This window comes from Frankia canadensis (assembly GCF_900197875.1).
GTDB classification, from domain to species: Bacteria; Actinomycetota; Actinomycetes; order Frankiales; family Frankiaceae; genus Frankia; species Frankia canadensis.
Genome location: NZ_FZMO01000526.1, coordinates 1 through 19,715 on the forward strand (window position 1 = coordinate 1; position 19,715 = coordinate 19,715).

Genomic DNA, 19,715 nt, shown 5'->3' on the forward strand with positions numbered 1-19,715 from the left:
GGGTCGAGCAGGTCGGGATCGGCGATCACCAGCGCCGTCCCGTACAGCGCGAACCGAATGATGTTGACCTCGCGGTCCCCCTCCAGGCCGCTGGGGAACTGGGCGCCCATCGGCTCGACCCCCCCCCGCGACGCCCCGTCGGCCTCATCCGCCGACCGCCGCTCGGGCACGGTCGCCACCCGCGCGAGCACGGTGGGTGCATCGGAGTCGTCCTCGGCGGGCCGCCCGGGGACGGGACCGCGCCCCTCGGGCGGGCCGCCGGCCACGCCACCCTGCTCGTCTTCGGCCGCGGGGACCGACGATGCCTCAGCCACCGCCGCACTATGACATCGCATCACTACTTTAAGTAAGGAAGCCCGGGGTGCGCGCCGCCGCGACTCGCGCGACCCGAGGCATCCTCACCGTCACCTTGCCTCGCTAGTTCAGACGATTCTGTTACTCTCAGCATCCAATCCGGCACGGAAATCCGACGACCGTGCGCCCGCTCGACACCGCTCACCGAGCCAGGGGGCCCGATGAAGACCGTGGCCGTGATCGTTCACTGGGGCCCGCCGCAGCCCACCGTCGACGTCGCCGAACGCCTGGAGGCGTGCCCGTCCATCGCCCAGGTGGCCGTCGTCGCGAACGACGGTTCGCCCCGCCCGGACGACCTGCCGGCGGCCACCGCGTGGCTGCGCCCGCCGCGCAACCTCGGCTTCGGCGGGGGCTTCCTGCACGCCTGCCGGGACCACCCCACGGCCGAGTCCTACCTGCTCGTCAACAACGACATCCGCATCGACGAGGCGACCGTGCGGTCCTGCCTGGACCTGCTCGCCGGCACGAACATCGGCATCGTGGCGCCCACCCTCGTGAACGGCGACGGGCTGCAGTCCGGTTCGGCCAGGCTGAGCCCGGTCCTCGTCGCGCCCCGGGCGCGGCGCCCCCCGGAGGACCGTCCCTGCGAGGCCGACTGGGTCACCGGCGCGGTGATGTTCATCAAGGCCGAGGTGCTGGCGCGGGTCCCGTTCGACGGCCGGTACTTCCTCGGCTTCGAGGACGTGGACTTCTGCTATCGGGTACGGGACTCCGGCTGGAGCGTGGTGCTCAGCCCCAGCCGGGCCTGGCATACCGGCAGCACCATGAATCCGTGGCGCGGCAACGCCTACTACAACGTACGCAACCGGCTCTGGTTCACCCGGACCCGCGGCTGGCGACTGCGCGCGATGCTCGTCGCGGTGACCACCGCGACCGTCGTCCTGCCCCGCGCCGTGGCCATGGATCTGCTGCGCGGTCGTGGGCTCGTGACCTCCGTGCTCGTCCGCCATGGCCTGCTCGACGGCCTCGGCCCGCTGCCACCGCCGGGCGATCCCCGCATCGACGAGCCGCGGGCGGCCCGGTGGACGGCGTGGCCTCAGCCCTGACGGTCGAGCGCCGCTCTGGCCGGCATGGCGGGCAACGGCGCCTGCCACACGTGACGGCGCCGACATCTGAGCCCATGTGTGCTTCGACCGGGGCGACACGCGCACCCTCCGGACTCCAGGATATTCACCTCCCGCAATGCTTCGATTACTCGCCACTCACCTCGCCAACAGGAGAGCCGGATGACCCGGACCAGCCAGGCCACGCAGCTGCTGCGGGACGTTCGCCGGATCGCCGCCGTGGCCGGCGCCCCGACGGCACTGCGGTTCGGGGCGGCCGTGCTCGGGAGGGGGCCCGCGATCCGCCGCGCGGGCAACCTGATCGCCGCCGACATGGCGATGGCCACCCGCAGCCACACCTTCCGGCCGCTGCGGGGGGTGGCGGTGACGCTGCCCGGGACCGCGTTCGGCGGCGCCCGCGAGATGTACTGCCGCGGGGTCTATCACGCGCTTCCCGGATACGCTCCGGCCGCCGGCGAGGTGGTCATCGACCTCGGGGCCAACCAGGGCCTGTTCTCGGTGCTCGCGGCGCGGGCGGGCGCCAGCGTCATCGCGGTCGAGGCCCAGCGGGGCTTCGCCGCCGCCTTCGCCGACCACGCCGCCCGCAACGGTGTGTCGAATCGCATCCGGTTGCTGCACGCCCTCGTCGGCCCCGCGACTGGGGTGCTGGCCGATCTCCGCACCCGACAGGCCGCCAGCCACTGGGGCGGCGACGTGGGCGTGCTGACCATGGCGGAGGTGTTCGAGGCCGGCGGGGTCGAGAGGGCCGACCTTGTCAAGATCGATATAGAGGGCTCGGAGTTCGCGCTGTTCGACGAGCCCGGCTGGCTGGACGCGGTTGGCCGCATCGTGATGGAGGTCCACACCGAGTTCGGTGATCCCCGTGCCCTCGTCGATCTGCTGCTCCAGCGCGGCTTCGACGCCACGCTGCTGGACAGCGACCTGGTGCGGACGGACCGGCTGGACGACGCGCCCTCAGGATATCTGTACGCCCGGCGCCGGAGCCCGATACCGCCCGCCAGCCAGCCACAGGCCGGGGAGGAACGGGTCGACGGCGCGGCAGCCGAGAGCGGGCGCAACAGCGGCGGGCCGGTTCTCGCGCCCGTCGCCGGGGCGCCCCACGAGCCGTCGGCGTGACCGGACGCACCGGAGGTCCACCATGGCAACCCCGTATCGGCTGGCACCCCGGCCGTTCCGGCCGGCGTCCCGCACCCGACCGGGCCGCCGGCCCGGCCAGGTGGCCACCCGCGCTGCCTGGCCGGTCCCCTACGGGACGGCGGCCTCGAGCGGGGACGCCATCTGGCCCGTTCCGGGGACCGTCCCGGTCACCACGATCATCCTGACCCGCGACGAGGCGCCGAACATCGTCCGGGTCGTCCGGTCCGCGGGCTGGAGTCGGCAGATCGTCGTCGTGGACTCCGGATCCACCGACGACACGGTGGAGCTGGCCCGCGCCGCGGGCGCGACCGTCTGGTACGAGCCCTGGCGTGGCTTCGCCGGGCAGCGCCAGTGGGCCCTGAGCCATCCCGGGATCGCCCACGACTGGGTGTACTTCCTGGACGCCGACGAGTGGGTGTCTGCGGAACTCGCCGCCGAGATCGCGAGCCAGGCGGGCTCCACTGACCCCGCCGGCCCCGCCGCCTACGCGCATCGCCGTCGGCTGGTGTTCCAGGGCCGCTGGATCGCACACTGCGGCTGGTACACGAACAGCTGGCAGGTCCGGTTGCTCGACCGTCGAGCGGCCTGTTTCGACCAGGACGTCACCTACGGGGAACGACCGAGCGTCGTCGGCAGGATCGGCCGGCTGTCCGCCGATCTGATCGACGAGGACCAGAAGGGCCTCGCCGCCTGGCTGCACAAGCACGTGCGCTACGCCGAGCTGAAGGCCGAGTCCCAGCCAGCCCGGGGTGCCGCGCGCCACGGGGTGGCGTTGACCTGGGCCGCGATCCGCCACCGGGGCGCCTCCACCCGCCCCCTGGGCCGCATCGTGGCGCGGGAGCTCGTCTTCCCCCTGCTCCCGGCCCGACCGCTGCTGCTGTTCGTCTACATGTACCTGGTGCGCGGCGGTTGGCGGGATGGTCGCAGCGGGCTGCTGTTCTGCATTTACCACGCCTGGTACGAACTCACCGTGGGTGCGCTGGTGGGGGCCCGGCGGAGCCCCGGCAGGCCACCGGCCACCGACCGGCCGCTGCCCGTCGTCCCCCGGCAACGAGCGGCCGGGCCGGCCGGCGGTCGGGCCGACCAGCCGGACTCACGGGCGCCCGCCGGCCGGGAAGCCGCAGCCGGACCCGTCCCGTCATGACCCGGCCAGTCTGGCTCGGTCACCTGCGCACCGTGGGGAGAACACCATGGCCAACCGGCCAACCGAACGCAGAGCCCTACGCAGCCTCGCCGAGCGGCTCACCCACCGGCTGGTCGTGCCGCGCCGTCTGCCGCCGCCCTTCGAGACGAGCCGGATCTACGTCTCCAGCGAGGGCGGCCTGAAGTACCTGCGTCCCAGCCTCGTCGGCGCCGACCCGGTGCTGACGAACCTGGTCGCCGAGGTGGTCCGGCCCGGCAGTGTCGTCTGGGATGTCGGCGCGAACGTCGGCCTGTTCGCCTTCGCCGCGGCCTGCGCCGCGACGGCGTCCGGCACGGTCGTGGCGTTCGAACCCGACACCTGGCTGGTCGAGCTGCTCCGTCGGTCCGCGCGGCTCGCCGAGCGGGCCACCGACCAGGCCAGGGTGGACATCGTTTCCGCCGCGGTCTGCGCGTCGGTCGGGCTGACGCGGTTCAATGTCGCCAGCCGCAGCCGGGCGACCAGCCATCTCGCCGGGTTCGGCAACAACCAGACCGGCGGGACCCGGTTCGCGCAGCTCGTGCCCGCCTTCACCCTGGATCACCTGCTCGCCCACCTGCCGGCGCCGGACGTCCTGAAGATCGATGTCGAAGGAGCAGAGGAGACGGTCCTGCAGGGTGGCGCGCGGATGTTGTCCGAGGTGCGGCCGACCATCATCTGCGAGGTCGCCGCGCCGAACGCGGACCCCGTGGGCGTGCTGCTGCGCGCGCACGGCTATCGGATCGTCGACGGGGCGCTCGCGCCGACCACCCGCCGGCCGCTCGCCTCGGCCCCCTGGACGACCCTGGCCGCGCCGGACGGTGCCCTCGCCTCCGCTCGGCCCGCCCCCGCGCGAATCGCGCACACGGCGGCGCGCTCATGAGAACGACCGCGGTCATCGTCCGCTGGGTCTAAGGCGGCGTCCGCTGGCTCGTCCCGCCCCGCGATCTCGGCTCCGGCGGCGGATTCCGGTACGCCTGCGACCACCTCTCTTGGGTGACCGGAGCCATCATGTCCATCAGGGCCGAGTGCCATCGGCAGGTGCCGATGGCACAGCCGGTACTTCCTCCACTACGAGGATCTGGATCTGTGTGTCCGGGCCCGGGCAGCAGGCTGGCGGGTCGTCATCAGCCCCGCTAGGCCTGGCACACCGGCGGGGGCACAGTTCCGCGCGAAAGCCTCGCCTACGATCCGGCGAGCAACCGGCTGTAGCTCGCCCCCGTCCACGGCCGATCTCGCGCCAGGCGGCATTGGCCGCGGCATGAATGCTGGGCGTGGAGATCCCGCGGGGCGTCGTGTCGAACCTGGGGCGCCGACGCAGGAAATCCGTACCCAGTCAACTCCGATGGTCGCTCGACCGCGGGCAGGCGGTAGCCAGGCCGTCAGCGGTCGCGGCTGACCGCCACGACCACGCCACGGCGCTCGATGACCCGGAAACCCAGGCCGCATGCGGCCTCGAGGAGCTCGCCGGCCGTGACTGCCCGGCCGGCGAAGGTCGTGTCATGCAGCTCGAACACCGCCCGCCGGCAACCTTCCAGCGCTCCCGGATCGCCTAGGAGGAAGGACGCCTCGGCTCCCTCTATGTCACACACTAGGTCGAACTCGCCGATCCGCCTGTCATCGAGCAGATTGCGCAGCGTCGTGCCCGCCACGGTGGTGGTGCGGTGCGCCGAGGCGCTGCCCTCCAGGCGGGCATCCAGGTTCGTTCCGGCCAGCGTGAGCTCGACCGGCCCGGTTTCGTCGTTGATCGCCACATTTTCAGTCTCCAGCGTGAGGTGTCCGGCATGCGGCGCCAGGCGACGCCCCAGTCCTTCAGCAAGGCGCGGACAGGCCTCGACGCACAACAGCCGCGAGCCTGGCGCCAGACTCGCAGCGATGTGGGCTCCGGTGACACCCAAGCTCGCACCGAGTTCGACGACCGTGGTCGCGGCGCCCAGGTGCCGCCGGATCATCCTGATCTCCGCGGCCTCGTACAGTCTCCAGAACAACGCCGCGCGGACTCGTGACGTGAACTCGCGATCTCTCACGTCGAACCAAAGACCATGGTTGGGAACACGGTAGCGGGTCGCCGTCGCGACGGCGGCTCCCATGACCGGCGAGGTCAGGAAACCCGCCACGGAGATCTTCGCGCCGAGAACGACGCCGCCTCGTTTCATTGAACCGCATCTCCCTTCGCCGAAACCAGGAACACCAGGACGCGCATGGGCCTCGCCCGCTCCGCGGCAGGTTATTCGATCCGATCCCCCGACCTCGCGCTGGAATCGGGCATGTCGACCGACTCACCTCCGCCACCGTAGGCGAAGCGTAGTACGAGAAACAACGTGGCCAGCTGGATGGGTAGCGCGGACAGCAGGTCGCACACGCTGTCCACCAAGAGAGCCGTGGAAAAGAGGAACGGGACGAAGACGACGACGCATCTCACATCCCTCACCGGATCCCAGGCCTCGTCGATCAGCCGGTGCCCCACCCCCAGCAACCCCATGCCCACCAACAAGGCCAGCAGCCCGCCATACCGGTAGAGATCCGCCTGCGGTGACACCGCCGAGGCGGTGTAGGTCTGGGAGCTCATGGACATGTACTGCTGGCCGAACTCGTACCCGGTGAGCCGGATCGGTTTGTTCGGCCAGACAGCCCGGGGAACGAGGCTCAGGACGGGCGCCATCAGCAGTTCGCCGAGATGCCGGTATGGCACGGTTCCCGGCGTCATCTCCACGACGAGCGCGAGACTGTCAACCGATCGCGTCCGACCGACAAGATACTCGAATTTCGACTCCTGTGCGCCCTCTGCGAGGGACGCGCCCGTCCCGTTTTTCCCGACCACCGTGTCCCGCAGCACGGTCGGCGCCATGAACACCGCGGAACTCGGGTTCATGTATCCCCCGTGGCCCCTCACCAGCGAACGGTAGGTGGCGTTGTAGGGAATGACGACAAAGAGGAACAAGGCGAGCCCACCGATGATCCAGCGCATCGGTACCCGACCCCGCGCGACCGCGAACGTGATGCACACACCACACACGGTCGTCACGAACAGGCCTTTCATGCCGCTTATCAGGGCAAAGGAGACCTCGACGGCCAGCAGGACGGCGAAGGTCAGGCGTTGCCGGGCGTCCCCGCGTCGCACCAAGCCGACCGCGGCGATCAGCAGTGCGTACAGCCCACACCGGGAGAGCTGGGAGATGGGCTGCGCGTAGAAGGTCGACTGCGCGACCTCCTGAGAGGCGTCGCCGAGGTAGGCATAGTGCCCCAGCAGGATCTCCGCCAACCGGGCGACGATGGAGACACCGCACAGGATCCACGGCACGGCGTCGCTCCGTAGCCGGACGTCACGGCGGTGAGTCGTCGCCGGGATGAGCCGGGCGGCAAACCGTACCAGGCCCCGGCCTGGACCGAGCAGGTACCCGGCGGCCCAGAAAGGGACCGCGAGACCGGCGACAGTGAGCGCTTGCGACACGCCACCGAGAGTGATCCCCGCAGGAGCGTCCGGGGGTGGGGTCCGCCAGGCGATCGCCAGCAGCCCCAACGAGAAGGCGCTCCACAACATGTACCACGGGCCAAGACGAAACACTCCGAGGCCGAAGCAGCGCGGTTGGCGTGCGCCGATCAGGGACAAGGCCGCGAGACACTCGGTCGCGAAGGTCAGTGAGCGCAGCACCACCCGTCCCGAGTCGGAGGGTTCCGCGATCACGTCGACGATCATGGGCACAAGGCTGGCCAGCGCGATCGCGAGCCACATGAGGGGAGGACGCCGCTCAGCGGCCTGGGTTGCCGCGGGACCACGGTCAAGGACTGTCACAGCATCACGCCGAGCAGAACCGCGAGCCGCCGCTGGTAGGTGTGATCGCGGTGGCTGCGCAGGGAGGCAGCGTCACCCAGGGCCCGGGCCGCGGACCGGTCCGCGGCACAGGCTTTCAGATGCGCCGTAAGCTCGTCGAAGTCGGTGAACCCGAGGATCTCCCGATCCTCGGTGAACAGTTCCGCGAGGTGCGTGCGCCGCTCGCACAGCACCGTTCCACCACAGGCGGTCGCCTCGAACAGCCGGCAGTTCACGCTCTCCATCTCGGCCGGGTGCAGGGCGTTGACGACTGCGAGCGCGCCCCGGAAGACGGCCGCCTTCTCCGCACCCGTGATGTACCGCCCGGTATGGCATGCGGTCAGCCTCGGGTCACGCAGCCAGCGCGGAATGGGTGCGCCGAATATCCGAACCTGCGTTCCGGCGTCGAGCAGGCGATGAATGAGCCGGACCCGTGCTCCGTAGGTGTTCCCGACGAAGACGACGTACGGTTCCTGCTCAGCCACCACGGGCGGACGGTGGCGCGCCGGATTGCACGCTTCCGGCAGATACCAGGTAGGCAGACCCAGCACGTCCGCCAAGCGGCGGCTCAGCAGCGGATCCTTGAAGAACAGCCTGTCGTAGTCGCCCATCAGCATGTGCTGCCGGCCGAGGTTCACCACCGCGTCGGGGAACCAGAGACATACCCGGATGCCACGGCGTCGCAGGGCACGCACGGTCGCGGGCAACAGCCGGCCGTCGACGGACAGCACCAGGTCGAGGTTCTCCCGCTCGGCCCGCTCGACGATGCGCCGTTGGAAGTACCGGTCGGGCCGGTCGGAGGCGGACGCCGCCACGCGTGTCACGGCCCCCAGCCGGCGCACCCGCACGGCGGGCACCGCCGGGCCCAGCGCGACCGGGTGCACCCCGAGATCGGGCAGGCAGTAGACGATGTTGTCGGCGAAGTCGTCCTGACCGACAGGACCGACGACGCCGACGCGCCGGGCACCTGGGGACGGGCCCGAGGATCCACCTCTGCTCGGCGACCGTGGTAGCGATTCGATCACGTCTGTCACCTTCGTTCGGCGTTGGTCGGGATCGCACCCCGCGCTCCGGCAATCCGGATCGCGATCAGGCCGCGGGCCTGGCTCGGCACCGCACGCACGGGAACACCAATCGCTCTCAGCAAGGCACGCAGCAGGAACAGAAACGCCACGCTGTAGGCGGCGGTCGAGGTGATGGCTGCGCCGGCGATGCCGAGGGCCGGCACCAGCACGGCCAACCCGACGACCGTGAGGACGGCGCCGACCCCCTCGCAGCGGGCGACCGTGAGGGACCGGCCGAGCCCGCGCAGCAGGTCGTCCATGACCCGGTTGCAGCCGAGCAGCACCGCACCCGGTGCGAGCAGCCACAGCAGCCCAATGCTTCGCTCGTAGTGGGCGCCGAAGAGCAGAGGTACCAGCACCGGCGCGGCAGCGCTTATCAGCCCGGCGACGACCGTGCCGGACAGCAGGCTGGCGCCGACGGCGAGGCCTGCCGTCCGCCGGACATGCCGGGCAACCGGAGGGTTCCGCCCGGCGGCCAGCCCGGCGGATTCGTCGGAGACCGGCTTGGTTGCCGCGTGCCGCGCCAGCAGGGGCATCGCCACGTTGCCGAACGCGACGCAGATCGGCTGGCTGAGCATGCTCATCGACACCGCGACCGCGTAGAGACCCACCTTCGCCGGATCGACCAGCAGCGCGAGGATGAGCACGTCGAGATACGCAGTGAGCAGGAATGGCACCGTCGACAGGAAGACCGCGCCGCCATAGCGCATCAGCTCGGCTGCGTCCCGATGGCGGATCCGCCCCCGCGTGGGGCACTCCCGCCGCCAGAGCACGAAGGCCGCCGCCGTCTGGACGGCGGTCGACACGAGTAGACCCCCCACCGTCCGGCCGATCGTCAAGCCGGCCGCCACCGCCACGGTCGACACGACAGCCGCCTGCACCAGAGGTTGGACGGCCCGGACCAGGTTCCACGCCGGCAGCCGGGTCGCTTGCAGGGCGAACACCAAGCAACCAGAGACGAAGATCAGCGGCTGGGCCGCGAAGGCGACCCGGAACGTCGCCGCTGCGGCGGCATCATGTGGGAACACCAGCGGGGCCGCGAGGATCCCTCCGGCCCCCACCACCACACCGAGCGCGAGCAGGAGTGCCCCGCCAGTGCGCACCACGTCCGCCGCCCGGTCCGGGTATCGCGCGACGAAGTAGCAGATCGACGCGGTCAGGCCGAGCTCCCCGATGGTCGCCGCAGCCTGCGTGTACGAGGTCACGATCGCATAGGCGCCGCGTCCGGCCGGTCCGAGGCAGCGGGCGATCCCGATGCCCATGACCGCGGACACGGCGGTGATGGCCAGGTTCGTGATAGCCGTGGCCCGGACCGAGGCGAGGTAGCCACGCTCGGCCTTCGGCTTTCGATGCCGTCCGATCGACGCCAGCGACGTCCCGCCCCGGCCCGTGGGCAGCCCGGCCCTCATGTCGGCGGGACGGTCACGTCGTCTGGTTGCGGGGCAGCGGGGTGCGCCGCAGGGCGGCGATGACCCGGTCGAACCGCCGCCACCGATCGTGCAGCGCGAGCACGTTCGCCGAGAAGGCGCCCTGCACGGCAAGGCCCTGCCTTGTCAGGTTGAAGATCTGGTAGCCGGACCCGGTCAGCAGCGCGACCAGCTCGCCCTGCCGGTCACCGCCGCGTCGGGCGAGGTGGCTGGGCAGCATCTCCAACAGCAGCGCCGGGCGGTGGACGCGCAGCAGCTCGCCGGCGCCGCGCAGGACGTCGAGCTCGAAGCCCTCCACGTCGATCTTCACCAGGTCCGGGGGGCGATGCCGCGCCGCGTGCTGGTCAAGCGTGGTGGCCGGCACGGTCAGCTCGGGCGCCGCACCGTCGAACACCTGGTGGGCGAGCCCCGAGGAGCCGGGATAGATCCGCAGGCCGACGGTACCCGCCGTGGCGGCGACCGCGGCCGACGACAACCGCACCTGGGTGAGCGCGTTCTGCCCCACCAGGCGGGCGAGCGTCGCCCTCGTCTGCGGCACCGGTTCGAAGGCGTGCACCTCACCGGTCCGCCCCACCCTGCCCGCCGCCCACAGGGTGTAGATCCCGACGTTCGCCCCCACGTCGTAACAGCAGTCCCCGGGACCGAGGATGGCGTCGAAGACCGCGGCGAGCGACGGAGGCCGATAGCTCAGCTCCACCAGGTCGCGTAGCGAGCCGTCCCGACAGTCCTCCACCTCGAAGATCATCCCGTTGCTCAGCCGACCGGACAGCGGCCCCGTGTAGACGGTCCGGGGGCCACGTATCCATCCCGTCACTCGGTCGCGGCCGCGGACATCCGGCAGGACGGCAGCCAACCGACCGGCCAGATGCCAGCGCAGCGGACCACGGCCGGCCCGAGGCACAGTTGCTGAGGGTGCTCCAGTCACCGGCTGCATCACGGGGCTTGTTGTAGCACGACGACTACATAGAGCGATGGATTTCCCATCGGCGCTCCGTGCGCGCCACCAGCCCCGGCCAGCCATCGCCGGCAATCGGCTACCTGCGCTGCCTGACGAACTGGTGGGATTGCGGTCCTCCTGGGCCCTCACCCGGGCGGAGCTCGATCTCACCTCGGCGCCACGCTGCTGCCGGACACCGATGCGTTCTCGATGGCACACTCCGTGGAGGTGCGGGTTCCGTTCGTCGGCCTGTTCCTCCTGACCGCAGCGACGGCGACGGCGCACCGTCACCCGGTCGGCAAGGCGGCCTTCGTCGCCGCGATCGCCGGCCCGGTGCTCACCAAGTCGCCAGCCGGCCCAAGCAGGCTGGTTGGAGTCGGTCGCGGCGCAGTCGGTCCGGCTGACTGACTCCCTCCAGATACCCGCCCAGGTCTGGTCGGCTACCCGGACCGGTGCTGGGCGGGCTCGTCAACAAGGACTGGCGTTCGCGCGACAACCAGCATGTTCTGCGTCACCACATGGCCACGAGGAGAACCGCTCTCGATGCCCAGCGCCAGCTTGTAACAGCCGCTCAGACCTTTCCACAACAGCCAGCGGGCGCCGCTTGCGGCTCCGTACACGAGCGGGACGCAAGGGTGGACGTCGGCGGTCGTGAAGCCGATAACCCGGAGCGCCTGACGGATGCTGCCCGGGGTAAGGCAGATCTCGTGGGTGAGATCCCCGTAGCGGTAATTGCCCGCGAAGGGGCTTACGCCGTTCGGGGTGCGAGCGAGCAGCAGGCCGCCGGGGCGTAGTGCACTCGCGATCAGATCCAGCGTCCGCAGGAGCTCGTCGCGGGTGAGGTGCTCAAGGAGATCCATGGCGATCACCACATCGAGACGGTTCGGCACCGCCTCAAGCGCGGTGTCGAGCGACGCATGCTCGACCTGGACGACGCCGGCCTGATGCGCGGCTGCCACCTGCTCGGGGCTGGCGTCGACCCCGCGAGCCTGCCGGTAACCGGCACGCAGCAACGCGGCGACAAGCGTGCCCTGCCCGCAACCGACGTCGAGGATGGCTGCATCGCGGTTGTCGGGCATGAACGGCGCAATGTCGCGTTCGAACAGCCGATCAGTCAGTTCCTGGTCGGCCCCGCCGCTGTGGGTCGTGGCGTAGCGCCGATACAGGCGCTCGCGGGCCGGAACGGCAGTGCCAACGTCGCCGCTGCCGGTGTTGCCGGCGAGGCCGCTGTCCGGGTCCCGACGCGGACGGGGGACCGCGATGGAGGTTCGCACCTTCGCGGACCGTGAGGAGCTCATGCCGTCCCACCCGCGGGAACGTAACCGTCTCGTGTCATGTGACTGGGCACCTTTCGTGATTCCTTCCCAGGACGGTCGCAACGACAGCCGCCGCAGCCTGCGCGTAGGAGGTCAACCACCGCATAGCCGCCGCGTCCGGCCGGTCCGAGGCAGCATGCGATCCCGATGCCCGTGAGCGCGGACACGGCGGTGATGGCCAGATTGGTGGTACGCGGTGGCCCGAACGGAGGCGAGGTAGCCGCACGGGGCCTTCATCTGTCGATGCCGTCCCGCCCCTCCCGCCCCGGCCCGTGGGCAACTCGGCCCTCATGTCGGCGGGTCGGTCACGTCGTCTGGTTGCGCACGGGACCACGGCCGGCCCGAGGCTCGGCCGCAGAGGAAGTCCCGGTCACCGACTGCGCCACAGGGCTTGTTGTAGCACATCGACTACAAAGAGTGATGGATTCATCGAGGCTCCGGTGCGCGTCGACAGATCCGGCGACCATCCACCCGACATCAACTCGCACTCCGTTGAGTGACGACTACAGATGGTGAATACTCGCGAGCGGCCCGGAACGACGCGTGGCCAGCCGGACCCACGGCGTCCAAGGAGGCTCAGTCTGTGAAGTTCGTACCCCAGACAACGGTTGCCGCCGTCGTCTCGCATCCGATCCAGCACTTCGCGCCGCTCTACCGAGCCGTCAACGACCGAAACCTGGACCTGCGGGTGCTGTTCCTGTCCCGGGCGGGGCTGGACCGCTACCACGACCGGGGATTCGGCACGCAGGTCCAGTGGAATTCCGACGTTACTGACGGCTATCGGCACGAGTTCCTCGCGGACCTCGCGCTGCGTCCGGACTGGCAGCAGCCGAACGCCTGCCGCCGGGCCGCCGGGCGCGTCTGGGCGGCTCTGGACCGGCTGCGACCGGAGTGCGTGCTGATCTACGGATACCGGCACACCTTCAACCTCGCGGCGCTCGCCTGGTGTCGGCGCCGCCGCGTACCCGCTCTCATGACCAGCGACAGTGAACTCCTCGGCCGGCGTTCGACCCGGGCCCGGATCGTGAAACGGCTCGCGCTGCCACCCCTGCTGCGCTCGATGGACGCCTTTCTGACCATCGGCGACAACAACGAGGCCTACCTGGCGGCCTACGGAGTGCCGAGGTCGCGGATGTTCCGCGTTCCGCTCACGACAGACGAGGCCGCTCTGCGGGAGGCCATGGACCAGCGGGACATCCACCGCAGAGCCGTCCGTGCCGACCTGGGTATCGATCCCGCAGCGCTCGTCGCCCTGTTCGCCGGCAAGTTGATCGACCGCAAGCGTCCACTCGACCTCGCCGACGCGTTGCGGGAGCTGGCCCGCCGGCCCCACAGCCCACAGGCGCGTGAGGTCGTCGTGGTGATGGCAGGAGACGGACAGCTCCGCCCCGCGCTCGAGGAGGCGGCGGCCGAACTCGACGGCGCGCTGCGGCTCGTCGGATTCGCCGACCAGCGGCAGCTCCCACGCCTGTACGCGGCGAGCGACCTGTACGTGCACCCGGCGCAGCGGGATCCGCATCCGCTCGCAGTCAAGGAGGCGGTGCTGTCCGGGCTGCCGGTGGTGGTGAGCGACCGAGTCGGCTCGGTGGGACCGACCGACGACGTGCGCCCCGGCCGCAACGGCCGCGTGTACCCCGTCGGCGACGTGACCACCCTCGCCGGGATCCTCGACGAGCTGCGCCGCGGTCCGGACCTGCTCGCCGAGATGGCTAGGGAGTCGGAGAAGGCGATCGGCGACATCGAGCTCGCCGCCTCGGTCGAGGGCCTTCTGCGTGCCGTCTCGGCCGTGCGCTCGCCACACGGCCGAGGATCTCGGTGACACCGACAACCACGACCTGGGGCCCGGGACCTGCTCCGCCGGCCGGGCGGGCCTCAGCCCTGGTCTGCGCAGCCTGATCAATGGCCACCGCCCCAGGACGCCCGGTCAGCCGGAGGCGATCCCCGAGCCGGCGACGGGAGCGTCCGTCGCCAGCTCGGACGCCAGCGGTGAACGTGGAGCCGGGGTGACCACCACGGCCGGCACTGTCAGGAACAGCGCCTGCCAGGCGAACATGGTCGGCCACCGGTCGAGCATCCGACGATCCCAGCGCCGCACCATCCCCGGCGGCAGGAGATCCCGCGCCCGCCACCACGGCAGACCACCGGTGGTACCGGCGGCGGCGATCCTCAGACCATTGCGCTCCAGCATGCGCCGCGCCGACTCCACGGTGTAGAAGCGCAGGTGGGTCGTGTCCATCAGGCCGGTGTCGGTGTACTCAAAACGACCGCGCAGGAACAGCGCACGCTGCCGGTAGTGCAGCACGTTCGGCAACGCCACCAGGATTCGGCCGCCGGGCGCCAGCACGCGCCGGGCATCAGCGAGCAGCGGCGCCGGATCGGCCAGGTGCTCCAGGATGTGGGCGAGCAGCACAAGCTGGTAATGGCCGTCGGACGCGAAGGACAGGCCGGCCGACAGATCGGCCAGCTCGACATGGTCGCACTCGGCCGCCGCGACGGCGCGCTCGGATGCGTCGTTCGTCACGCCCGTCACCCGCCAGCCCCGGGCCCGCAGCAGGCGGGCGTTGTCTCCAGCTCCGCATCCGCAGTCCAGCGCCACCCCCGTCGGGATGTCGATCAGGTCGAGAAGATCTGTATTGCCACCGTTGCGGTACCGCAACCCGGGCTCCATGTCCGACTCCTTGTCACCAGCAGACACGTCATACCCCTTGGAGGTTCGGGCCGGCGTTCCCCGGCGGCATCAACCGGCCGCTGGGCGAACAGAGGAACCCACAGCATCGCGTCGACACACAACCAGACACCGGACTGTTACCCAACGGGACACTAGCATCACGTTACGTGAATCTTCTTACGCGGTCCGCATCACTCGTCCCGCCAAACGCCTTCGTCGACCAACCTCCGCGGATCCTCCTGTTGAGCCCCTCCCGCGGACTCGGCGGCGGCATCGAGCGCTACCTCATGACGGTCGAGGAAACGCTACGGGCGGGTGGGGCCGACCTCGTCCGGGTGGACATGCTGGAACCGGACGCCGACCTGTCCCTCGCGACCAGATCACGCTTTCTGCTGCGCGCGCTGGACGCGACGCGGCGCTTCGGCCGCGCCGACAGCGTGATCGCCGGGCACGCCAACCTCATCCCCGTCGCGGCGGCGGCCGTCCGGCTGACCCGCGCGCCCCTCGGGCCAGTTCTGTTCTACGGCACCGACATCTGGGGCATGCGCTGGACCGATCGAGCGATTCTGCGCGCCGACCCGCGCCTGCGCCCGGTCACGATCAGTTCCTACAGTGCCGGCGCCCTGTCGAAGGTGGGGGTCGCCCCCATCCTCGCGCCGGGCATATCGCCCGCCTGGCGGACCGCCCTGCTGGCCGAGGCGGCCCGTCGCCGGCCACTGTCCGCTGTCCCGACGGTACTCAGCGTGTTCCGGCTCGACGACTGGGTGGGCAAGGGCGCGATGGTCCTGCTAGAGGCGGTCGAGGCGGCGCGGGCCGCCGTCGGCCCGATCCGGCTGGTGCTCGCCGGCCGGGGACCGGCTCCCGGCGCCCTGCACGAACTGGTGTCGGCCCATCCAGACACCGAGCTGCACGAATCCCCCACGGACGAGGCGCTCGCCCGGCTCTACGCCACCGCCGACCTGTTCGTCCTCTGCACCCGGACCCGCTCGCGCGGGCCTGGCCAGAGCGGTGAAGGCTACGGCATCGTCCTGCTGGAGGCCCAGCTCGCCGGGTGCGCGGTGGTCGGGCCCGCGTCGGGCGGCAGCCACGACGCCTACCAGGACGGGGTGACAGGACAGACACCGACGGATGAGTCGGCCACGGCGCTGGAGATCGTCCTGCGCGCCATGCTGGCGGACCGGGCGCGGCTCGCCCGCATCGGCCGACGCGCCGCCGAGTGGGCCGGCGCAGCCACCCGGCCCGAGGACCACACCCGCGCGGTCTTCACCACGCTGACCGGACGGCTGCCCCCGGCCGGACACGCGTCCGCCGGCACCGGCACCGGCACCGGCACCGGCACCGGCACCGGCCGGAGCATCCCCGAGCAGTCGGCGAGAACCAGTCCCCGCCGGGACGGAATCCGGTCCGTTACTCCGAGAGGACTGGGAGAGTCATGAGGATTCTGGTCGACTGCGCCGGCGCTCGGATGGGTGGCGCGAAGCGGCTGCTCACCGAGTTCGACGTCTACCAGCGAACCGCCTGCCCCCCTGAGCTGAAGGTGATCGGGCGGGACCGCGCGGTGAGGGTGCCGTGGCTGCTGCGCCGCGAGATCACGGACGGACGCGTCGATCGGGCGGTGGCGCTGAACAACGTGGGCTTCCTGGTCGCCGGGCGCGAACGGCACGTGTTGGTGCACGGAGCTCAGCACTTTCTGCGGCACGACGAGGCGCGGACGTTCGGATCGCTGATCAGCCCGGCTGCCCACGCCCAGGCACCCGTGGTGCGCATGGCGGTACGCCGGGCCGACCGGGTCTTCGTCCCGTCCACAAGCATGGCTGAGCGGGTCGTCCACGCCGTGCCGTCCGTGCGAGACCGGATCGTCATCGCGTACAACCCCGTCACCCCACCCGATCCCAGCGCGGGCGTTGCCCGGGGCAGTCACGGCGACGGGGACGGCGAACAGCCGATGAAGATCCTCTGCCCCCTCCTGTTCAGCCCGCACAAGCGGATGGCCGACCATCTGCGCGTCGCCCTCGCGGCCCTCGACCTGCTGGCGGCACCGCCACACCCCGTCGAGGCCGTGCTCACCGTCACCGAGCGAGCCAGTCACCCTGAGGCCGGCCCCTTGGCGGGCCACCCACGGCTGCGTCTCATCGGGCCACAGTCACCGGCTACGGTCACGGACATGCTGGCCCGCAGCGACGCCGTCTACTTCCCTTCCGAGTTCGAGTCGTTCGGATATCCGTTGGCGGAGGGTCGGGTGATGGGGGTCCCGGTGGTCGCCCTGGACTCCCCGCACAACCGTGAGATCGCCGGAGCCGCGCTGACCCCCTACCCGCGGGAGTCGCCCGACGAGGTCGCCAGCGCGATAATCGCCGCGCTGACCGCAGAGGTGAGGCCGGACCAGAGCGGGCTGTTCGACCGCGGTCCCTACTTCGACCGGCTGTTGGGGCTCAGGTCCGGGTCGACGTCGACCGAGGTGGGGGCCACCCGTTCGAGATCACGTCGCTCAAGGTCAAGTCGCTCCAGACCGAGCCGCTCTTGACCGAGCCGGTCGGCCGGCGCGGCTTGGGCCGGTACATCCACCACGAGCCCGCGGGAGGGGGTCGGCGCGGGCAACACTGCCACGTCCAGGCGACGGGCGACCAGTAGGTGCTGGCTGGCCACGTCGTCCTCGACGTCGACCAGCGCGGAGATCGGGACCAGGTCGAGTTCGCCGAATCCGGCACCGGCGACGAGCCGGCGGACCTGCTCGGCGCTACGCCCGAAGCAGTTCAGCGCGAAGCGCAGCTTCGCCCGGCCGACGAGGCCTCGATCGGCGCGCCACTGCTGCTCGGTCCGCCAGTCCGGATCGCCGACCACCACGTCGACGAGCAGCCGCCCGCCCGGCCGCAGGGCTGCGTGCCAGTCACGAAGCGCGCGCGCGAACACCTCGTCGGTGAGGTGTTGCGCCACGGCGATGCAGTAGACGACGTCGACGTCGCGTCCGCTGCGCCGGAAGTCCTCGACGGTGAGGTACTCCAGGTTCGGCGCCGGGTTGAGCACCCGGGCGCAGGCAAGCACCCCGCGGGAGACGTCGACGGCGGTCACCGCGTGCACCCGGGGGGCGACGGCGGCGGCCAGATAGCCGGGGCCGCAGCCGACGTCGAGGACGTCGTCGTCCGGTTGCAGATAGCGCCCGAGCAGGTCGTCGGCGAGGATCTGCCGGGTGCGCCGGTTACGCTCGGCCGCGGCGTCGCGGTCGTGCTCGTCCGGTTGGAAGTAGTGCGGGCTCCAGGCCAGCAGGCGCAGTGCGACCTGCCGCCGGCGCTGGGCCGGGGTTACCGCCAGCAATGCCGGCACCCACCGCGCGCCGAGGAAGTTCTGCGCGCCGGCCGTCGCCACGACGAACCCCGCCACCGGGCGGAGCCGACGCTCGACGGTCGATCCCCTGCCAGCCATGCCCGTCGTCCTCTCGGCCGGAGGCGGCACCGGAGCGTGCCGCCAGCACCGGACCGGCGATGATCGACGGACTGCGGCCATCGAAGATCAGAAAGCCCGATACTCACCAAGAGTATTAATGCGACCACCAAGGGTCAACGACCGGGAGGGGTGCGCCGGCCTTCCTATTCCAGGTAGTCGCGCAGCTTCTGGGATCGGGAGGGATGACGCAGCTTGGACAGCGTCTTGGACTCGATCTGCCGGATCCGCTCACGGGTCACGCCGAACTCCCGGCCGACCTCCTCCAGCGTCCGCGGGTGACCGTCGGTAAGCCCGAAGCGCAGCTGGATGACCTTCTTCTCCCGGTCGGACAGGGTGTGCAGCACCGAGTCGAGCTGCTCCTGCAGCAGGATGAAGCTCGCCGCGTCGACGGGGACGACCGCGTCGCAGTCCTCGATGAAGTCACCGAGGTGGGAGTCCTCCTCCTCACCGATCGGCGTCTCCAGCGAGACCGGTTCCTGGGAGACCTTGAGGATCTCGCGGACCTTGTCCGGGGTGAGATCCATCTCCTTGGCGATCTCCTCCGGGCTCGGCTCGCGGCCGAGGTCCTGCAGGAGCTGGCGCTGGATGCGGATCAGCTTGTTGATCGTCTCGACCATGTGCACCGGGATGCGGATCGTGCGCGCCTGGTCCGCGATGGCCCGGGTGATCGCCTGGCGGATCCACCAGGTGGCGTAGGTCGAGAACTTGTAGCCCTTGGTGTAGTCGAACTTCTCGACCGCACGGATGAGGCCGAGGTTGCCCTCCTGGATGAGGTCCAGGAACAGCATGCCGCGCCCGACGTAGCGCTTGGCGATCGAGACGACGAGACGCAGGTTCGCCTCGACGAGCTTGCGCTTGGCGATCTGCCCGTCGCGCTCGATGGCCTCGAGATCCCGCCGCATCTGCGGGGAGGTCTTCTTGGTCGCCACCGCGAGCTTCTCGGAGGCGAACAGGCCGGCCTCGATCCGCTTGGCGAGGTCGACCTCCTCCTCGGCGGTCAGCAGCGGGACCTTGCCGATCTCCTTGAGGTACATGCGTACCGGGTCGGAGGTCGGGGCCTTGAGCGCGAGCTCCTCCTCCTCGCGGCGCCGACGGGCGAGCAGATCCGCCTCGTCGGGGTTCTCGCCCCCCGCCTCCAGTACCTCGATGCCCTCGTCGTTGAGCACCTGCAGCACCGTCTCGGCCTGCTCCGGGGGAAGCTCGGCGGCCTGGATGGCGACCGAGACGTCCTCGGTGGTGAGGAAACCGATCTCCTTGCCGCGGGTGATGAGGTCCTTGACCTCGTCCACCTGGGCTTCGCGGGGTAGGACGGTAGGACTCATGGGCGGAATCTCGTC

At 70.7% G+C, this 19,715-nt stretch carries 17 protein-coding genes and 1 pseudogene; 8 read left to right on the forward strand and 10 right to left on the reverse strand.

Annotated elements, in window-relative coordinates; translation table 11 throughout:
- Positions 1-314: pseudogene (locus C1A33_RS28020) on the reverse strand (hypothetical protein); the annotation flags it as partial.
- Between the two features lie 201 nt (positions 315-515).
- Here C1A33_RS28020 and C1A33_RS28025 point away from each other — a divergent pair.
- The 4 genes from C1A33_RS28025 to C1A33_RS28040 all read left to right on the forward strand — a co-directional run bounded on the left by C1A33_RS28025 (position 516) and on the right by C1A33_RS28040 (position 4,597).
- Entirely contained in the window at positions 516-1,400 is an 885-nt protein-coding gene (locus C1A33_RS28025) for a glycosyltransferase family 2 protein (RefSeq protein ID WP_101834786.1), read from the forward strand.
- 180 nt (positions 1,401-1,580) lie between these two features.
- Positions 1,581-2,534 carry an FkbM family methyltransferase gene (locus C1A33_RS28030; protein ID WP_101834788.1) on the forward strand — a complete coding sequence of 318 codons (954 nt, stop codon included), beginning with the start codon at positions 1,581-1,583 and terminating at the stop codon, positions 2,532-2,534.
- A 22-nt stretch (positions 2,535-2,556) separates the two neighbouring features.
- Positions 2,557-3,699 carry a glycosyltransferase family 2 protein gene (locus C1A33_RS28035; protein ID WP_101834790.1) on the forward strand — a complete coding sequence of 381 codons (1,143 nt, stop codon included), beginning with the start codon at positions 2,557-2,559 and terminating at the stop codon, positions 3,697-3,699.
- A 46-nt stretch (positions 3,700-3,745) separates the two neighbouring features.
- The gene (locus C1A33_RS28040; RefSeq protein ID WP_101834792.1) at positions 3,746-4,597 is read left to right on the forward strand and encodes an FkbM family methyltransferase; all 852 of its coding nucleotides are present in this window, start codon (positions 3,746-3,748) and stop codon (positions 4,595-4,597) included.
- 499 nt (positions 4,598-5,096) lie between these two features.
- Here C1A33_RS28040 and C1A33_RS28045 read toward each other — a convergent pair whose 3' ends face one another.
- From C1A33_RS28045 to C1A33_RS28065, 5 genes are all read right to left on the reverse strand, one after another.
- Positions 5,097-5,870 carry an FkbM family methyltransferase gene (locus C1A33_RS28045; RefSeq protein ID WP_243408017.1) on the reverse strand — a complete coding sequence of 258 codons (774 nt, stop codon included), beginning with the start codon at positions 5,868-5,870 and terminating at the stop codon, positions 5,097-5,099.
- 71 nt (positions 5,871-5,941) lie between these two features.
- The gene (locus tag C1A33_RS28050; protein WP_133150858.1) at positions 5,942-7,411 is read right to left on the reverse strand and encodes a hypothetical protein; all 1,470 of its coding nucleotides are present in this window, start codon (positions 7,409-7,411) and stop codon (positions 5,942-5,944) included.
- 92 nt (positions 7,412-7,503) lie between these two features.
- On the reverse strand, positions 7,504-8,550 hold the full coding sequence (locus C1A33_RS28055; protein ID WP_101834796.1) for a CgeB family protein: 1,047 nt from the start codon (positions 8,548-8,550) through the stop codon (positions 7,504-7,506).
- 5 nt (positions 8,551-8,555) lie between these two features.
- Entirely contained in the window at positions 8,556-9,998 is a 1,443-nt protein-coding gene (locus C1A33_RS28060; RefSeq protein ID WP_101834798.1) for an oligosaccharide flippase family protein, read from the reverse strand.
- Positions 9,999-10,011: 13 nt separating this feature from the next.
- Positions 10,012-10,761, reverse strand: coding sequence for an FkbM family methyltransferase (locus tag C1A33_RS28065; RefSeq protein ID WP_243408018.1), 750 nt, complete (start codon positions 10,759-10,761; stop codon positions 10,012-10,014).
- Positions 10,762-11,163: 402 nt separating this feature from the next.
- Here C1A33_RS28065 and C1A33_RS28070 point away from each other — a divergent pair, with 402 nt between their 5' ends.
- The gene (locus C1A33_RS28070; protein ID WP_101834801.1) at positions 11,164-11,361 is read left to right on the forward strand and encodes a hypothetical protein; all 198 of its coding nucleotides are present in this window, start codon (positions 11,164-11,166) and stop codon (positions 11,359-11,361) included.
- A gap of 32 nt (positions 11,362-11,393) precedes the next feature.
- On the opposite strand, the gene C1A33_RS28075 is transcribed toward C1A33_RS28070, so the two are convergent.
- Positions 11,394-12,227 (reverse strand): class I SAM-dependent methyltransferase, encoded by an 834-nt coding sequence (locus C1A33_RS28075; RefSeq protein WP_165818619.1) that lies wholly within the window; start codon positions 12,225-12,227, stop codon positions 11,394-11,396.
- Between the two features lie 625 nt (positions 12,228-12,852).
- On the opposite strand from C1A33_RS28075, the gene C1A33_RS28080 reads away from it, so the two are divergent.
- Entirely contained in the window at positions 12,853-14,088 is a 1,236-nt protein-coding gene (locus C1A33_RS28080) for a glycosyltransferase family 4 protein (protein ID WP_101834805.1), read from the forward strand.
- Positions 14,089-14,193: 105 nt separating this feature from the next.
- Here C1A33_RS28080 and C1A33_RS28085 read toward each other — a convergent pair whose 3' ends face one another.
- Complete coding sequence (locus C1A33_RS28085) at positions 14,194-14,937, reverse strand: class I SAM-dependent methyltransferase (RefSeq protein ID WP_101834807.1); 744 nt, start codon at positions 14,935-14,937, stop codon at positions 14,194-14,196.
- Positions 14,938-15,179: 242 nt separating this feature from the next.
- On the opposite strand from C1A33_RS28085, the gene C1A33_RS28090 reads away from it, so the two are divergent.
- Complete coding sequence (locus C1A33_RS28090; protein WP_243408019.1) at positions 15,180-16,373, forward strand: glycosyltransferase family 4 protein; 1,194 nt, start codon at positions 15,180-15,182, stop codon at positions 16,371-16,373.
- A complete protein-coding gene (locus C1A33_RS28095) occupies positions 16,370-17,461 on the forward strand; it encodes a glycosyltransferase (RefSeq protein ID WP_101834809.1) in 1,092 nt (363 codons plus the stop codon). The genes C1A33_RS28090 and C1A33_RS28095 overlap by 4 nt, the downstream gene beginning before the upstream one ends.
- Here the strand turns inward: C1A33_RS28095 and C1A33_RS28100 are convergent.
- Together C1A33_RS28100 and C1A33_RS28105 are read right to left on the reverse strand one after the other, a co-directional pair.
- Positions 17,347-18,357: a class I SAM-dependent methyltransferase gene (locus C1A33_RS28100; protein ID WP_101834811.1), complete on the reverse strand. Its 1,011-nt coding sequence runs from the start codon at positions 18,355-18,357 to the stop codon at positions 17,347-17,349. The genes C1A33_RS28095 and C1A33_RS28100 overlap by 115 nt on opposite strands.
- A 164-nt stretch (positions 18,358-18,521) precedes the next feature.
- Entirely contained in the window at positions 18,522-19,700 is a 1,179-nt protein-coding gene (locus tag C1A33_RS28105; protein WP_101834813.1) for an RNA polymerase sigma factor, read from the reverse strand.
- Positions 19,701-19,715 lie beyond the last annotated feature (15 nt).

Coding starts and splice junctions, on each gene's coding strand:
- C1A33_RS28025 (WP_101834786.1), top strand. CDS start 516: ATGAAGACCGTGGCCGTGATCGTTCACTGGGGCCCGCCGCAGCCCACC.
- C1A33_RS28030 (WP_101834788.1), top strand. CDS start 1,581: ATGACCCGGACCAGCCAGGCCACGCAGCTGCTGCGGGACGTTCGCCGG.
- C1A33_RS28035 (WP_101834790.1), top strand. CDS start 2,557: ATGGCAACCCCGTATCGGCTGGCACCCCGGCCGTTCCGGCCGGCGTCC.
- C1A33_RS28040 (WP_101834792.1), top strand. CDS start 3,746: ATGGCCAACCGGCCAACCGAACGCAGAGCCCTACGCAGCCTCGCCGAG.
- C1A33_RS28045 (WP_243408017.1), bottom strand. CDS start 5,870: ATGAAACGAGGCGGCGTCGTTCTCGGCGCGAAGATCTCCGTGGCGGGT.
- C1A33_RS28050 (WP_133150858.1), bottom strand. CDS start 7,411: ATGATCGTCGACGTGATCGCGGAACCCTCCGACTCGGGACGGGTGGTG.
- C1A33_RS28060 (WP_101834798.1), bottom strand. CDS start 9,998: ATGAGGGCCGGGCTGCCCACGGGCCGGGGCGGGACGTCGCTGGCGTCG.
- C1A33_RS28065 (WP_243408018.1), bottom strand. CDS start 10,761: ATGATCTTCGAGGTGGAGGACTGTCGGGACGGCTCGCTACGCGACCTG.
- C1A33_RS28070 (WP_101834801.1), top strand. CDS start 11,164: ATGGCACACTCCGTGGAGGTGCGGGTTCCGTTCGTCGGCCTGTTCCTC.
- C1A33_RS28085 (WP_101834807.1), bottom strand. CDS start 14,937: ATGGAGCCCGGGTTGCGGTACCGCAACGGTGGCAATACAGATCTTCTC.
- C1A33_RS28095 (WP_101834809.1), top strand. CDS start 16,370: ATGAGGATTCTGGTCGACTGCGCCGGCGCTCGGATGGGTGGCGCGAAG.
- C1A33_RS28100 (WP_101834811.1), bottom strand. CDS start 18,357: ATGGCTGGCAGGGGATCGACCGTCGAGCGTCGGCTCCGCCCGGTGGCG.
- C1A33_RS28105 (WP_101834813.1), bottom strand. CDS start 19,700: ATGAGTCCTACCGTCCTACCCCGCGAAGCCCAGGTGGACGAGGTCAAG.